17 protein-coding genes and 1 pseudogene are annotated in these 15,143 nt (G+C 30.4%); 5 read left to right on the plus strand and 13 right to left on the minus strand.

The window, feature by feature from the left end:
- The first annotated feature begins 40 nt into the window (after nt 1–40).
- Entirely contained in the window at nt 41–481 is a 441-nt protein-coding gene (locus tag V5E38_RS10100; protein ID WP_499213176.1) for a cupredoxin domain-containing protein, read from the plus strand.
- 122 nt (nt 482–603) lie between these two features.
- On the opposite strand, the gene V5E38_RS10105 is transcribed toward V5E38_RS10100, so the two are convergent.
- Nucleotides 604–984: a FixH family protein gene (locus V5E38_RS10105; RefSeq protein ID WP_499213177.1), complete on the minus strand. Its 381-nt coding sequence runs from the start codon at nt 982–984 to the stop codon at nt 604–606.
- Between the two features lie 197 nt (nt 985–1,181).
- On the opposite strand from V5E38_RS10105, the gene V5E38_RS10110 reads away from it, so the two are divergent.
- Nucleotides 1,182–1,646: a hypothetical protein gene (locus V5E38_RS10110; protein ID WP_499213178.1), complete on the plus strand. Its 465-nt coding sequence runs from the start codon at nt 1,182–1,184 to the stop codon at nt 1,644–1,646.
- Between the two features lie 222 nt (nt 1,647–1,868).
- Here V5E38_RS10110 and V5E38_RS10115 read toward each other — a convergent pair whose 3' ends face one another.
- From V5E38_RS10115 to V5E38_RS10130, 4 genes are all read right to left on the minus strand, one after another.
- Complete coding sequence (locus V5E38_RS10115; protein ID WP_499213179.1) at nt 1,869–2,021, minus strand: hypothetical protein; 153 nt, start codon at nt 2,019–2,021, stop codon at nt 1,869–1,871.
- A gap of 292 nt (nt 2,022–2,313) precedes the next feature.
- A complete protein-coding gene (locus tag V5E38_RS10120) occupies nt 2,314–2,652 on the minus strand; it encodes an NIPSNAP family protein (RefSeq protein ID WP_499213180.1) in 339 nt (112 codons plus the stop codon).
- A 27-nt stretch (nt 2,653–2,679) separates the two neighbouring features.
- Nucleotides 2,680–3,531 (minus strand): alpha/beta fold hydrolase, encoded by an 852-nt coding sequence (locus V5E38_RS10125; protein WP_499213181.1) that lies wholly within the window; start codon nt 3,529–3,531, stop codon nt 2,680–2,682.
- Between the two features lie 117 nt (nt 3,532–3,648).
- Nucleotides 3,649–4,113 (minus strand): GNAT family N-acetyltransferase, encoded by a 465-nt coding sequence (locus tag V5E38_RS10130; RefSeq protein WP_499213182.1) that lies wholly within the window; start codon nt 4,111–4,113, stop codon nt 3,649–3,651.
- A 217-nt stretch (nt 4,114–4,330) separates the two neighbouring features.
- Between V5E38_RS10130 and V5E38_RS10135 the strand changes: the two genes are divergently transcribed.
- Together V5E38_RS10135 and V5E38_RS10140 are read left to right on the plus strand one after the other, a co-directional pair.
- A complete protein-coding gene (locus V5E38_RS10135) occupies nt 4,331–5,158 on the plus strand; it encodes an HAD family acid phosphatase (protein ID WP_499213183.1) in 828 nt (275 codons plus the stop codon).
- Nucleotides 5,159–5,633: 475 nt separating this feature from the next.
- The gene (locus V5E38_RS10140; RefSeq protein ID WP_499213184.1) at nt 5,634–6,281 is read left to right on the plus strand and encodes a prolyl 4-hydroxylase family protein; all 648 of its coding nucleotides are present in this window, start codon (nt 5,634–5,636) and stop codon (nt 6,279–6,281) included.
- 508 nt (nt 6,282–6,789) lie between these two features.
- On the opposite strand, the pseudogene V5E38_RS10145 reads toward V5E38_RS10140, so the two are convergent.
- Together V5E38_RS10145 and V5E38_RS10150 are read right to left on the minus strand one after the other, a co-directional pair.
- Nucleotides 6,790–7,658: pseudogene (locus tag V5E38_RS10145) on the minus strand (proline iminopeptidase-family hydrolase).
- 42 nt (nt 7,659–7,700) lie between these two features.
- On the minus strand, nt 7,701–7,940 hold the full coding sequence (locus V5E38_RS10150) for a hypothetical protein (RefSeq protein WP_499213185.1): 240 nt from the start codon (nt 7,938–7,940) through the stop codon (nt 7,701–7,703).
- Between the two features lie 300 nt (nt 7,941–8,240).
- On the opposite strand from V5E38_RS10150, the gene V5E38_RS10155 reads away from it, so the two are divergent.
- A complete protein-coding gene (locus V5E38_RS10155; protein WP_499213186.1) occupies nt 8,241–9,101 on the plus strand; it encodes an alpha/beta fold hydrolase in 861 nt (286 codons plus the stop codon).
- A gap of 106 nt (nt 9,102–9,207) precedes the next feature.
- Here the strand turns inward: V5E38_RS10155 and V5E38_RS10160 are convergent, their stop codons facing one another.
- From V5E38_RS10160 to V5E38_RS10185, 6 genes are all read right to left on the minus strand, one after another.
- The gene (locus V5E38_RS10160) at nt 9,208–9,807 is read right to left on the minus strand and encodes a response regulator (RefSeq protein WP_335448964.1); all 600 of its coding nucleotides are present in this window, start codon (nt 9,805–9,807) and stop codon (nt 9,208–9,210) included.
- On the minus strand, nt 9,804–10,940 hold the full coding sequence (locus tag V5E38_RS10165) for a sensor histidine kinase (protein ID WP_499213187.1): 1,137 nt from the start codon (nt 10,938–10,940) through the stop codon (nt 9,804–9,806). Before V5E38_RS10165 ends, V5E38_RS10160 begins: the two co-directional genes overlap by 4 nt.
- A 104-nt stretch (nt 10,941–11,044) precedes the next feature.
- Entirely contained in the window at nt 11,045–12,070 is a 1,026-nt protein-coding gene (gene desA / locus V5E38_RS10170; RefSeq protein WP_499213188.1) for a fatty acid desaturase, read from the minus strand.
- Nucleotides 12,071–12,339: 269 nt separating this feature from the next.
- A complete protein-coding gene (locus V5E38_RS10175) occupies nt 12,340–12,867 on the minus strand; it encodes a hypothetical protein (RefSeq protein ID WP_499213189.1) in 528 nt (175 codons plus the stop codon).
- A gap of 290 nt (nt 12,868–13,157) precedes the next feature.
- Nucleotides 13,158–13,847 (minus strand): response regulator transcription factor, encoded by a 690-nt coding sequence (locus V5E38_RS10180; RefSeq protein WP_499213190.1) that lies wholly within the window; start codon nt 13,845–13,847, stop codon nt 13,158–13,160.
- Nucleotides 13,844–14,950 (minus strand): sensor histidine kinase, encoded by a 1,107-nt coding sequence (locus V5E38_RS10185; protein WP_499213191.1) that lies wholly within the window; start codon nt 14,948–14,950, stop codon nt 13,844–13,846. The genes V5E38_RS10180 and V5E38_RS10185 overlap by 4 nt, the downstream gene beginning before the upstream one ends.
- Between the last annotated feature and the right edge of the window lie 193 nt (nt 14,951–15,143).

The following is a 15,143-nucleotide window of genomic DNA, read 5'->3' on the forward strand; positions in this document are numbered from 1 at the left end:
AGCATATTTTATAATATGAAATTAATTTTGGAGGTGTCATATGCACTTTATTTTTATTAAGAAAAAATGGTTATTAATTTGCTTTCTCCTTGTAGTGATTGGATTAAGTGGTTGGTATTACTTAACTCCAAATTCAGTTCAAACTGCAGTAGAGCAGCAGCACGTAAAAACAATAGACATCGATATGATTACAGCTGAATTCAGTACAAAACTAGATGATGGAACGGAAATCGAAGCTTATAGATGGGATCCAGGTACGATCGTTGTTGAAAAAAACCAAAAAGTAAATTTAAAAATTCATGGAATAAACGGAAAAGAACATAGTTTCCATATCGAAGGAACAAATATCACGGGTGTAGTTGTCAAAGGTAAAACGACTGAGGTACCTTTATTCATTAAAAAAGAAGGTACATACCGATTAATTTGTGATACACATTCCCATGACGGGGCACCGATGATTGGTTATATTGTTGTAGATTAATTATTTAATAACAGAAGCTGGTAAATCAATCTGGCTAATATGAACAACTAATTTTATTTCATGAAAAAAGATAGTAAAAATAGTCTAGTTTACTATATTTACTATCTTTTTCTGATTCTTGTTTATTTAATTGATACTTTACGTACATTTTTACCTTTTTTTAAAGTAATTTGTTTACTCCAAGTACCTTCCATTGGTAGTTCCAACCTCACTTCATATATACCTGTATTTATTTTCTTCATACTCGCTTCAACATGATGATTCATACTTTTCATTTCCACTTTAAAATTAATCGAATCTACATCAACTTCTTTTCCATCTGAATCTACTAAATTTACTAGATACACATGTGTATGGTTTTTATTTCTTAATATTTCTTCGTTAATTGAAAATTGAATATGATCTAAAAAAGGGCTCGATTTAACTTCAGCCTTTTTTCCACAGCCAGAACAAACTAGTAAAATACATAACATAGTTATGAATATGTAAAAGAATTTCTTCATTAACATCACTCCTTTTTAGATAAAATTCTCACCCCTACTTTACTTAAAAAGGTTCATTAAATTTGTGATAAAATGTGAAAGCATAAATTAAAAATAAAATTATTGTAATCTCATCATACAATTAAGCTTTTTCAACATATAATTGAACGTTATAACTCAATAAACTAAGGATCCTACATAGGGAGGAGTTTAACTTAATGTTCTTAGAATGGGCTAGCATTGTCTTAACTGTTTTACTTTCATCATATGTCATCTTAATCGCAAATAGAAAAAAAGAAAAACTTTCTTGTACAGCTGGAAAAATGATCAGTATGACCAATTCAATGATGACAAGTGTCACCGTGGGTACAATCTTTGGTATTTTTTTTCGGAATACAGATTTAACAATCCCTACAATTATTTCAATGACTGCAGGCATATTAATAGGATACTTAACGGGTAAACCTTTATCATTAATGGCTGTACTAGAAGGTATAACTGCTGGAATTATGGGTGGAATGATGGGAGCAATGCTTGGTATAATGCTACAGGAAACTTATTTAAACATTTTAATCTATTTTATAGATGTTGTTTTTGTATTAGTTACAATCCTATTAATTAAAGTGATTGATCTAGAAGTAAGCAAATTCAATAAAAATGAAAAATCTATCCAATCAATTTGATCATTAAAATAGCCTACCTCTTTTAAATTAGGTAGGCTATCATATTTTAGTAAAAAAAAATAAAATACGATCCAAATGAGCTGTATCGCATAGTAATTGAAATTCAAACTCTTTTTCTTCACCAAAATTTATTTCTTTTGAATCATCCTCTTCAATAATTACCGTATCTCAGAGTCTTTTTAAATGAATTGATAACAACTTTAATCCTCCAGCTTTAGTAAATTATTCATTACCTTGTTTTTCTTCTCTACGTTCATATAATATCCCTGCGATTAAGGCAAGTAAAACATTTGTTATTAACAATGGACTAAATCCAGAACCACAAACTACTGATAAAAAAAACGCAATAATAACGAAAAGGACTGGCAAATTCATTTTGTATTCTCCTTAAATGAAAAGTTAAATAATGTTGGACATATTTAAGACTATTTTATATTAAAATTATTTTACCATGAATTAACTATTTTCTAACAATTCAAAAAAAAAAAAAAAACGATTCATTTGAATCGCTTTGTAGTGATTATTGGTTGATTATTTCTAAATTTCTTGTTTTACTTCAAATCGATTATCAATTCTACTTGCCCCCAGACATTTCTATTATATCTGAACGATTCTCGTTTTGAACAAATATGACTACTCAGTTATCATTTATAATAACCTACTCACTCTAAACATTGTGTTTAGGAAGTTGATATGTTCCAATTGGTGAAGTTGAAGTAAGAAATTCTTGATGACTTTCTATAAATAATTTACCTATCTGAGCCCTTTTTTCTATTGCTTTTAGATGAAGCTCAGATTCCTTTATCATCATTTCAATCTGCTCATACTGTTCAATACTTTCATATTGCCAAATCGCTTCAATTTTATCATTCGATTCGTTTACCCACCTGCCAATCAATTTAGCGCCATGCTTAATTTGATTCGGATATAAATATTGATGAAAAAAATCATTAAATTGTAATAATTTTTCTGGGTTTATTTTATAAGACTTCTTTCTATAGATCATTTTTATTTTCCACTCCATAAAGTGAATTTAGACAAGCGTTTTTTTAATAAATTGATTTACTTCCTTAAAAAAAAGTTCCTTCTCTTCTAAAAATGGATAATGATTACTTTCATTTAAAATGACTAATTTCGATTTTTCTATTCCTTCAGCCATTTCTTCTGAATATTCGATTGGACATTGTACATCATGTTTGCCACAAATGATTAAAGTTGGACAACTTATTAAAGCTAACTTTTTTGTTACATCGTAAATTTGATATTCCCTATTAAAATAATTAAGTCGAATTGCAGACATTTTTTTAGAGATTGGTAAATTAAAATAGTCATGGTATCGTTCAGGTTTATGTAAAGATAGCTTTGTTCGCTCAATTGATAGCGCTTTTCTTTCTTCATTAGACACTTCATTACTTTTTAATCTTTCAATTAATTCTTGCATGTTATTAAATTGCGGATGAGCCCGGTTATAAATACAGTTTTTTGAAAATGTTGCATAGTCTCTTGCTGCAGCCCCAACGATAATATTATGATTTAAAGAATTTGAAAAATAGATCGCATAAATGATTCCAAGCATTCCACCGGTAGAATGTCCAGCAAAATTCCAGGATGAATAGCCTAACGTTTCCCTAATGTCTTCTAAATCAAAAATCGTTTCTAACATACTTAATTCATAAGGAAAATGTGCTTTTTCGGAATTACCTGTTTCTCTTAAGTTTATTAAAATAACTTTAAATAATTTAGTAAATGAATTGGCAAAATAATCTCCAGTATCATTAAACTCAGAGTAATTATGTGTGACACATAAAGGCTCTCCCTCACCTTTACAAAATACTTCAAATGTACCTCGTTTCGTATTAATTAGTCTCCGTTCCCATTTCTCCATAGCGTAAAAACCTCTATTTTTTGACATACTCTACTATTTCTTGAAAATAGGTACTAATTCCTATCATTTAAAAAATTGTTCACATATTATTCAAAATTAATAATACGGAAAATTCAGTTATCTCTGAACAATATAATACCAAACTGCTTCTTCTCCAAAGTAGTCACCAGTTGGATTAAATCCGGATTGCTTATATAAATTCATAGCTAATTTATTATCCTTATGAACTGTTAAGCGAATTTCATTGCATTGCTGAAATTTATTCATTATCCATTTTATCATTTCAGCAAATGCTAATTTACCATAACCTTTACCCTGAAACTGTTTATCAATTAAAAACCCATTTATCCAATAACTATTTGTTGTATGTTCTTCATAAGCATGCATAATAAATCCGACCATTTTCTGATCATCATAAATTGCAAATGGGATATATTCCACATTTTCGCCATCTGGTTTTATATATACTTTTGCAATGGATACTGCAACTGAAGGAACAAAATTCAATTGTTCACTATCTATATCAAGTTTTAAAGCTTCTTCCCAATTTTCTCTTGTTACGAATTCTAAATGAATAGTCATCGATAGCCTCCCTTTCACCTTAAATTTAAACCCCTTATATCATATCACTTTCTTTACAAAATTCAGAAATTTCCAAAATTACGGTAAATGAAATTTTTAATTAAAAGCGAATATTTTTTAGTCTTTAGGCAATAACAACCTTGAAAAGCAATTTTTCATATTTACTACCTAATTTTTATTTAGCTAGTACATTTAATATATATGAAAGGAAATTATTATGAAAAAAATTGTTATTATTCTCTCTATCTTATTTGCATTTGCATTTGGTTCATTGGCTGGCATTGGTTTTAGTAAAGCTGAATTTGCAAGAAGCACACAAGAACATAATGTTATGTCTACTAATTGGTTTCAATCCTCTGCGGAAAATAAAGCTTTGCAAATTCAAATTTATAATCAAGCAAAAGAAGAGCTTGCTGAAACAATGGTTAAAAAGAAAGCAAGTGATAAATTAAATAAAAAGGCAAAACCAGCCGCAGTAGTTTTAGACATTGATGAAACAATCCTTGATAATTCCCCTGATACTGCTTGGTCCATTAAAAATAATACTTCCTACCCACAAGGCTGGGATGAATGGATCCATATGGCAAAAGCTAATTTAATCCCAGGTGCAAAAGATTTCTTGCTCGCAGCGAAAAAAATGAATGTGGATGTTTTTTATCTTACAAATCGTCCTGAAAAAACACGAGATGACACAATTAAAAATTTGAATTTACATGGATTACCGAATGTTGACTCAAAACATTTATTTTTAAAAACAGATATAGCTCAAAAAGGACCACGACAAGCAGAGATTGCAAAAACTCATGAAATTGTTATGTTAGTAGGCGATAATTCAAACGATTTATCAGATATTTTTTATAAAGCGGATTTGAAAACTCGAAAAGATAATGTCGATAAAATTGCAAAGGACCTAGGTATAAAGTATATCCAATTACCAAATCCGATGTATGGAGACTGGGAAGATGCGATCTATCATTACAAAATGTCAAAAACTCCAGATGAAAAAGCAGTCGATCGTTATAAGGCATTACAGCCAATGAAATAGATAGCTTCCTAAGGTTAGATGAGTTAGTTTTAACTTATCTGACCTTTTTTCTTTATTAAAAATCCAACATTCGATTGGATAATTACTATTTTCATATGATTAAATCATATCATTTCTTGTATTATTTAACTCTAACATATCCCCCTTTTTATCAATACTACGGTTTTTCAATACATTTAAATTCGACAATACTCCCGAATTACCACAATTAATATGCCCTAAAATTTTTTTTCAAAATTTTCTTTAAACATTAGTCTGATAGACTTTGATTTAAGCAGGAAAATGCCAACACAATGAGGAATTTATTCTAAAAACAGATATTTTGTCTACGGATATTGTAGCCTTGATTCAACAATCTTAATTTTAGTGTTTTTTCTTTTCTACAAAAATGATTTGCGAAATTTGTTCAAAGCAATGATTTCACCAATTTTTCCTAGGATTTGTATTAATGAAATATACAAGGAGATGTGACAAAATGTTAGAAGTAGGAAATTTAAAGGAAACCGAACAAACCATTTTTAATCATACTGGCCCGATTATCCAAACAATTGATCGCGAGATTGAGATACTTTCTCGGAAAGAGGAACCGTTAGTTGTCTTACTTGATAATGTTTTAAGTGATGAAGAATGTGACGAGCTAATAAACCATGCAAAATTACGTATGAAACGGTCAAAAATTGGGTTAACTCCTGTGGAAAATGAGATGCGAACAAGTAGTGGTATGTTTTTTGAGGAAAGTGAAACGGAACTGATCAAACGCATTGAAAAACGAGTCGAAACGATTATGAATATTCCAATCGAACATGCAGAACCATTACAAATTCTTCATTACGAGCCTGGTCAGCAGTATAAACCGCATTTCGATTACTTTTCTAATCATCGGACAAATAATAATAGAATCAGTACACTTATTCTCTATTTAAATGATGTGGAAGAAGGCGGAGAAACGATTTTTCCTACACTTAATTATTCTGTTACCGCCAAAAAAGGCACTGCTTTATACTTCGAATATTTTTATCAGGACGAAGCAATCAATGAACTAACGATTCATGCAGGTAGTCCTGTTATTAGCGGAGAAAAATGGGTTGCGACTCAGTGGATGAGACGACAACGTATTCGTTAGTATTAAAAAAATAAATAGGTTTTAAAGTTAATATTTTGTATATTTAGGACCTTATATTTCAGATAATTCTAATAATATTTGGTCCTATTTTATGTATACTGTATTCATTATTGTTTTTCCAGTAGCCATATACACTCTATGAGGTACTATAGTTCACTTTTTTTCTTTTTAACTTCCTCATGAACACTCTATGAGGTACTATAGCACTCATTTTTCCTTTTTAACTTCCTCATGAACCCTTTATGAGGTACTATAAATCACTTTTTTTCTTTTTTACTTCCTCATGAACCCCTTATGAGGTACTATAAATCATTTTTTTCCTTTTTTACTTCCTCATGAATCGCCCATGAGTTACTATAATTCTATTTTTTTCTTATTTTACTAGCCCATAAACACCTCATGAGTTACTACAAACATTATCCCCAAAATTCCCCGACTCATTAACGCTAACGGAAATCACCATCAAAAAAACGCAAGGTATCGACCTTACGTTTCACAAATCATTTGTTTATTCAACTTCCTTCAAAAAGCCTTCAACTACTCGAATATACTCTTCTGGCTCTTCTATGTACGGCATATGTGCACTTTGCTCAAAAACGTGGAATTTTGAATTAGGCGTTAGCTCGCTGAAATATTCAGTTGATTTAGGTGTTGCTTCATCGTATCTACCACAAGTGTACATTGTAGGGATTTGGATGTCTTTTAATTTTGAAGTGCAGTCAAAATCCTTTAAGTTTCCAGTTACATGAAACTCGGATGGTCCCCACATAATATTGTATACTTCTGGATTTCTGTAGTGTTTTCCTTTTTTAAGGAATTCTGGATATGGGTCTAATCTGCAAACAAAATGTTTGTTAAATACAGCGTTGGCATTTTTGTATTCCTCTGAATCTGTTGTACCATTTTCCTCGCACTTTATTAATGTTTCTTGTACATCAAGCGGGAGTAGTTTTCGATTTCGATCTTGATCCTCAGCCCATAATGGGGCACTTAAACAAGGGCTTGAAAAGATTATACTTTTCACTCCAACTGGTCTCGATAAATAATAAGCAGCAGCAAGTGTTGTACCCCATGAATGACCAAGTATATGAAACTTATCAAGCGATAGAGCTTCTCGGATTTGACTAATTCTTCCACGAATCTATCAATATTCCATAAAGTAGTATCTGTTGGACGGTCAGACTTTCCACAGCCTAACTGATCATAAAAAATAACTGGGCGATCTTCTGCTAATACGTGTAGACCTTGCATGGAATAATGCGATGATCCAGGCCCTCCATGTAAAACAACAAGAGGGATTTTAGATGAATTTTTATTATGAAACTGATACCACACTTTCCCGCCTGTTACTTCAATAAAACCCTCAATCACATTCATTTATTTCTCTCCTTTTCATTCAAACAGTAAATTAATACCCATTCAACCATTGTTTTTTTTAATAATATAAGCAAGTGCTAATGGAATCATTGGAAGAAATGCAACCAACTTAAACCAACTCTCTACGCCACCAAAATATAGTGTTGGTAGTATTAATGCAACTCCGCTTAATATTAATGTTTTCCAGGATTTTTTCCATAGTCCTAAAACTAAAAGAATAAATCCAGAACTAATTAACAACCAAAAGATTAAACCTACCCAATAGAATCCAGCATGTTCCACTAATTCACACCCTAGTCAGTTTTATGTATTACAGGATAAAATTTAAAGATGATTCCGATAAAAAAATAAACGATAGGTATTATTTCATATTTAAACTTGGAAATTCTATATTTATCTGAATTTTACCACATTTCTATTTTAAATAGAAAAACAATATGTAGTTACAAGTTAAGGTGATTAAAAATAGTTATTTTTACTTAAACAGCCTTATTCAAAGAAATTGCGTAAAAGTCATGAAATATTATGAGATGAAATAATATAGGAAAGTAAGGCATTTAAAAGCCAATGGGGGCGATTTTATTGGCATATGTAGAACTTGATTCTCATACAAAGCTCTACTATGAAGATCACGGAGAAGGTCAAACAGTTGTTTTTGTTCATGGAGTAATGATGAGTAGTAAGTTTTTTCATAAACAAGTACCGTATTTTAGTAAAAATTATCGCGTCATTACTTTAGACTTACGAGCACATGGTAAGTCCTCAAAAGTTCAATATGGGCACACAGTGGCACAGTACGCTCGTGATTTAAAATGCTTTATTGAAAAACTAGATTTAAAGGATGTAATTTTAGTAGGTTGGTCAATGGGAGCTTTTGTATTGTGGGATTATGTTAATCAATTTGGGAGTAAAAATATTAAGGCGCTAACAGTTGTTGATCAATCTGCATCCGATTATATATGGCCAGATTGGGAGTTTGGAGCATTTGATTTTACGATTTTAAAAAATGTAATGCAGTCGATCCAAGAAGATCAGAACAAATTTAATAGTGATTTTATATATGGTATGTATATGGATCAACCTGATCCAAAAGAACAAAAATGGATCTTAAAAGAAATGAATAAATTACCTGCAGCGATTGCAAGTACAATCGTGTTTAATCAAACGGCTGTAGATTATCGGGATACTCTTTGTAATGTTGATATTCCAACATTAATTTGTTTTGGTAGTCATGGATTTTTTCCATTAGCCGCTGGTGAGTTTATACAAAAAAATATAAAAGGTTCAAAATTTGTTCCATTTTATAATAGTAGTCATCTTTTATTTTTGGAAGAAACAGATAAGTTCAATCAGGAGCTAGACGAATTTTTTAAGGAAGTACAAAAATCTGGAAAAGGAAAAACAAAATCTAGAAAAAAAGAAAAAAGAAAAGCAGGAAACTAAATGGTGAACAAGGAATGCAGGATTTAGGCCATTTAGGATTGAAAAATTTTGTTTTCAATTCTTGCCCTACCTGCTTTTCTTGTTTTTATTCTTCCTGCCATTAACTTCACTTAAACCAACCTTTTTCTTTTGATTGTTTTATAGCTTCGATTCTATTTTTAACCTCTAATTTGTCCAAAATCATAGATATATAATTTCTAACTGTTCCTGTTTTCAGACTCAATTCATCCGCAATTTCTTGTGTGTTTTTACCATCCGCTACTAGTTCTAAAACTTCTTTTTCACGGTCAGTTAACGGATTTTCTTCAGCGTATACATCATCCATAAGTTCTGGAGCATAAATTCTCTTCCCGGCAATAATACTTCTAATTGAACTAGCTAACTCTTCACTTGGACTATCCTTTAATAAATAGCCTTTTACACCCGCTTTTAATGCTCTTTGAAAATAACCTGATCTAGCAAAAGTTGTTAAAATAATCACTTTACAATCTAAAGCTTTTAATTCTTCTGCAGCTTCAAGTCCAGTTTTACCAGGCATTTCAATATCCATTATACAAATGTCAGGTTGTAATTGCTTGACTAGTTTAACTGCTTCTTCTCCATTTGATGCTTGACCAACAACTTCCATATCATCTTCTAGATTAAGTAAAGAACCAAGAGCACCTAATAGCATTCGTTGGTCTTCAGCAATTACGATCCTAATCATACTAGTTCCTCCAATTCAATTTGTTTTACATCGATTGGAACTGTCATAATTAAAGTCATTCCGTTTTCACAGTTTACCTCTAATGTTCCATTCACAAATTCGAGTCGTTCCTTCATTCCAATTAACCCATAGCCAGTTGTAAACTTTTCCAATTTACAACCAACTCCATTATCTATTACCGAAAAAATTATTTCATTTTTCATTTGTTTAATTGATATTTTACATAAAGTGGCACTACTATGTTTTACAACATTTGTTACGGCTTCCTTTAAGCACATACTGACAATATTTTCTGTCAGTAAGGAAACATTTGAAAGTTGGAAGTTTTCGTTACATTCAACTGTAATTTCAGCCGCATGTAGAATTTGCTTAATTCTTATTATTTCGTCTTTAATTCGAATCCCTCTCATTTGAGAAACGATTTTTCGTACCTCATTTAAAGCTGTTCTGGCCGTTTGTTGTACATCCTTTAATTCATTTTGAGCTAAATCCGGATCCTTTGTAATTAACTTTCTAGCTAAGTCACTTTTTAAGCCAATCAGAGAAAGTTTTTGACCTAGTGTATCATGTAAATCACGAGCAATTCTTTGACGTTCTTCTAGTTTTACAAGATCTGATATACGTTTATTAGCATCTACTAACTTTTCTTCCAATTGCCCTCTTTCATTTCGACTGTAAAGACTAAATGGTAATAAAATAACGCTAATCCAAGTAATGATAATAAATGGAAGTTGCCTAATGATTAATTCTTCTTGAAGGATAATCGTGATGTTGATTGATATTGTAGTGATGACTAAATGAAGGATATATAAAGTTAAAAAAGTAGCTCGATTTTTTCTCTTTCCAATCATATAAGCTATAAAAAATGCAAAATATACATAGCTAAAAAGTATATTCATTGAAGTGGATATGATGATTAAGATGGATGACCATAGAAAAATTGACCATCCTTTTGATCTGTACGCCAATCGATAGATAATAAAAAATGATATTGTTAGTAAAATCCCGATTATGATTCTTAAAGTGGAATGAGCAGAAAGAAAAATAAAATAAAATGGCAATATTCCTAAAACTGTCCAAATATATGGTGAGATTCCTGTACTTTTTAGGAAAACTAAATATCTTTTAAACATAAATTTACCTCATTATTCAAACATTTTGTGACCTACTTTAACAATCTTATCATATTTAAGCAAAGTTAATCTTTATAAAAATGTAAATAAAATACATCAAAAGTTCAGACAGTGTCTGAACTTTCGTGATTTACTTTATAGATTGATTTTATATCTTTAAATCCTACAAATCGCTTTGTTTCTTCATCCCATAATCTGAATTTTAAAGATGTAAAACTTGTTTTTAGTGTAATCGTCGGTACATTTTGTAATGGAAGCGTATTATTATGAACAGACTCTAAATTATAATTCGGTACCCTTGGACTTAAATGATGAACATGGTGGTATCCAATATTACCAGTTATCCATTGTAATACTTTTGGAAGTTTATAAAAAGAGCTTCCCTCAACCGCTGCTTTTACATATTCCCAATTCGCATCTTCTTCAAAATAAGTGTCTTCAAATTGGTGCTGTACATAGAAAAGCCAAATTCCTAATACTGCCGAAATGAAAAAGATCGGACCTTCCACTATTAAATAATTTTCCCAACCTATTGTATAGCAAAATAAAGCTGAAACCCCAACAATTAAAATATTCGTTAAATAAGTGTTTAGTCTTTCTTTTAATTTTGCATTTTTCGTATTGAATCGATTGGAAATTAATACGATATAAATTGGTCCTAAACCAAACATGATTAATGGATTACGGTATAGACGATATTGTATTTTTGTCCAGAAAGGTGCTGCAACGTACTCTTCAACAGTTAAAACCCACATATCTCCAATTCCACGCTTATCTAAGTTACCACTGGTCGCATGGTGGACTGAATGACTATGCTTCCACTGGCTGAAAGGAAATAATGTAACAACGCCTGTAATTGTGCCAAGAACTTTATTTGCTGTTTTATTCTTAAAAAACGATTGATGACAACAGTCATGGAAGATAATAAATATCCTTATTAAGAATAGTGCAGCAACTATATCAATAAAGATCGTTAATACTACTGAAATAGAAATACTTTTATAAGCAAGATACCACAAGAAGATAAATGGAATAAAAGTATTAATCATTTGCCAAATACTAGCTTTTAAATTTGATTTTTCATAAGGAATAATTTGCTTTCGTAAACTCTTTTGATTTTCTTTTGACATTTAGAAGTTCCTTCCTAATGTTGTAACTTTTCATTATTATATTATCCTAATTATATAAGTTAATTTTTCTAGTGGTAGTAGCAGGCGTCATATGAAAAAGATGACAAATGTCATATTAAATTAAACGCTTACTTTCAATCTCGATTTCATCTAAACATATTAATTAGAATGTTTAATTTTTTGGTAAATATTATGGTTTTTTCATAAAAAAAAGTAATACTCAAATAGTATTACTTTTTAATCAGTTAGAACTCCATAATAAGCAATTTTTATGGTGTTGCCACTTTTTTATTATTTTTTATTTTTCCAAAAGGTTTAAAATACGTAATGAACGTCATGAATGCTAAACAACTTAAGTTAAATATTCCAGTTATAATAATCGAAAGCCAAGTTGACTCAAATTTATTTTGATTAAGTGCACTCGCACCTAATCCTTCTGCGGTTTTTACTAAATATGCGAACCAATCATTAATCAAAAAGATGCCAATCAGAATAATTAAGACAGTTAGAATAAGTTTTATAACAACCCAATAATGCTTTACTAATCCCCACTGCGTCCATACAGAAAGTAAAATCCCAGTAACTAAAGTTGCAAGTGCAGGATATTTTAGTAAATTTTCATCAATGATATGCATACTTGATAATGTATAAATAAGCTGCTCCGAGTTTTGGGCATTTTTTAAATCTAAAGCTAATATTATTAAACTTAATGTACCTCCAAACCAAGCACATACTGCTAAAACATGTACACTAACTAATATATTTTTTTTCGTTAAATTTAATTTCTTTTTAGCCACTACTCTGTTCCCTCCGTTTTCATTAATTTTATACTTTTCATCATAGTGGCAACATATAAAACTGCTATTATCAATTTCTTAAATAATTCTTAAATCATTTCTAAAACTAAATTGCTTATTAATTGACGACCAGATAAAGTTACTTCACCGCTGTTTTAACATGAAAAAATTTGTATTTTCTTTGGTGAAGTATTGAAATTAATGTATTTTCTCATTGAATATGAAAAAGAGTCATCTTATAAGCGAGTTTACTAACTCACAGGATCACTCTTTATTTATTGTATTGAAATTTAATCTTTAAACCGATATCCCGCTCCCCATATCGTCTCAATATAATCCGGATTGGACGGGTCAACTTCTATTTTTTCTCGGATTTTTCGGATATGAACAGTTACAGTAGAAATATCTCCGACCGTTTCAAATCCCCAAATTCGATCAAATAATAATTCTTTACTAAATACTTTATTTGGATTTGAAGCAAGAAATGTAAGTAAGTTAAATTCCTTCGTTGTGAATATTTTTTCTTCTCCATTAACAAGAACTTTTCTAGAATCTTTTTGAATTGTAAGTCCCCTTACTTGAAGTTCATCTACATTAAGATAACCTTTATTTGCTAAACGTTGATACCTTGAAAGATGAGCTTTCACTCTAGCAATTAATTCACTTGGACTAAATGGTTTCACGATAAAATCATCTGCCCCTAGACCAAATCCCCTAATTTTATCAATATCTTCTGTTTTTGCTGAAACAATTAGGATTGGGATGTCTTTTCTTTCTCGGATTTTCTTACATATTTCAAATCCATTTAATTCTGGTAACATTAAGTCGAGTATGATTAAATCATATTCCTGAGATAAAGCTTTTTGAAGTCCGCTTTTCCCATTTGATTCGATTTCAACTTCAAAATCATTTATTTCTAAATAATCTCTTTGTAATAAAGCGATACTTTGATCATCTTCTATAATTAAAACCTTTTTCATTTTGTCACCTTTAATAATGATTTCTTATTTAATGAAAGAAAAATGTTTGTATATTCACCAATTTGACTTTCTGCCCACACTTCTCCACCGTGCTCTTCTATGATTCTTTTTGCAATAGCCAGCCCGAGTCCCGTCCCACCTGTTGATAGATTTCTTGATGGATCGGCTCGGTAAAAACGATCAAAAATAAACGGAAGCGCCTCTTTCGAAATCCCTTTACCATTATCATGAAATTTTATTTTTATTTTTTCTTTGTCATCTATTAATTTTATAGTAATTTGCTTTTCATCTTTATCCATGTATTTCAAACTATTTTGAATGATATTTGTCATTACACGTTTGAATTGTTCACGGTCTATTAGTACAATACTATTTTCTCGATCCACATTCTCACGATAAGTAATACTTACATTTATCGGTTTTAAATCAAATTTCAATTCCTCAATCCGATCGACTAAATAATCATGAATATTTACTTCTTCAAAATGGAATGGTACTCGTTTTAAATCTAACTTCGAATAAAGGAATAGTTCATTAATCAATTGATCCATATCTAAGGTTTTCAGATAAATTGTTTCAATATACCTGTCCATTTTTTCTGGGGTGTTCGCCACGCCATCTTTAATTCCTTCAATATATCCCTTTATTGATGTAATTGGCGTTTTTAGATCATGTGAAATATTGGCAATTAATTCTTTACGATTTTCTTCGTATTTTTTCTGTATTTCAGCTGACTCTTTTAGATTTCTTCTCATTAATTCAAAGCTAATGGCTAACTGACCGAGTTCATCATTGTTTATTGGTTTTACTTCAAAATTTAAATTTCCTTCACTAATTTGTTTAGCAGCAATTGTAAGATTTTTTACTGGCCTTAGTATGCTTCTTGAAACAAAATATGATAGCACTCCATTTGTAATTGCAAAAATAGGGACAATGATTCCGAAACGAAAAAAATAAAATGAATGGGGTGGATGATCATTAAATTTAGGTACAAAAACTTTATAGTAAAACACACCGAGTAAAATCTCGATGAGGATAAAAGAAATGATTGGTATAACAATCATTGCTATATTAGATAGGATTAACCGTTTTCGAATCGACAAAATTTATTCCAACTTTCAGGTGAGAGATGAACTTTTACTTAATTTCAGTTTTGAAACTTGTATGTGGCATAGTATAATTCAGAAAAATTAATAGCCTATTATTAAATTCTTAAATAATTCTTAAATTTTATACTACCATTCTCCCGAAAACTAAATTTAGGTAAAATATAAAAAAAGTGTGACACATTCATTA

The organism is Rossellomorea sp. GAMAL-10_SWC (assembly GCF_049568075.1).
Lineage (GTDB): Bacteria > Bacillota > Bacilli > Bacillales > Bacillaceae_G > Gottfriedia.

Bases quoted from the DNA above. Each gene is read 5' to 3' on its own strand.
- V5E38_RS10100 (WP_499213176.1), top strand. From the start codon at position 41: ATGCACTTTATTTTTATTAAGAAAAAATGGTTATTAATTTGCTTTCTC.
- V5E38_RS10105 (WP_499213177.1), bottom strand. From the start codon at position 984: ATGAAGAAATTCTTTTACATATTCATAACTATGTTATGTATTTTACTA.
- V5E38_RS10110 (WP_499213178.1), top strand. From the start codon at position 1,182: ATGTTCTTAGAATGGGCTAGCATTGTCTTAACTGTTTTACTTTCATCA.
- V5E38_RS10115 (WP_499213179.1), bottom strand. From the start codon at position 2,021: ATGAATTTGCCAGTCCTTTTCGTTATTATTGCGTTTTTTTTATCAGTA.
- V5E38_RS10120 (WP_499213180.1), bottom strand. From the start codon at position 2,652: ATGATCTATAGAAAGAAGTCTTATAAAATAAACCCAGAAAAATTATTA.
- V5E38_RS10125 (WP_499213181.1), bottom strand. From the start codon at position 3,531: ATGGAGAAATGGGAACGGAGACTAATTAATACGAAACGAGGTACATTT.
- V5E38_RS10130 (WP_499213182.1), bottom strand. From the start codon at position 4,113: ATGACTATTCATTTAGAATTCGTAACAAGAGAAAATTGGGAAGAAGCT.
- V5E38_RS10135 (WP_499213183.1), top strand. From the start codon at position 4,331: ATGAAAAAAATTGTTATTATTCTCTCTATCTTATTTGCATTTGCATTT.
- V5E38_RS10140 (WP_499213184.1), top strand. From the start codon at position 5,634: ATGTTAGAAGTAGGAAATTTAAAGGAAACCGAACAAACCATTTTTAAT.
- V5E38_RS10160 (WP_335448964.1), bottom strand. From the start codon at position 9,807: ATGATTAGGATCGTAATTGCTGAAGACCAACGAATGCTATTAGGTGCT.
- V5E38_RS10165 (WP_499213187.1), bottom strand. From the start codon at position 10,940: ATGTTTAAAAGATATTTAGTTTTCCTAAAAAGTACAGGAATCTCACCA.
- desA (WP_499213188.1), bottom strand. From the start codon at position 12,070: ATGTCAAAAGAAAATCAAAAGAGTTTACGAAAGCAAATTATTCCTTAT.
- V5E38_RS10180 (WP_499213190.1), bottom strand. From the start codon at position 13,847: ATGAAAAAGGTTTTAATTATAGAAGATGATCAAAGTATCGCTTTATTA.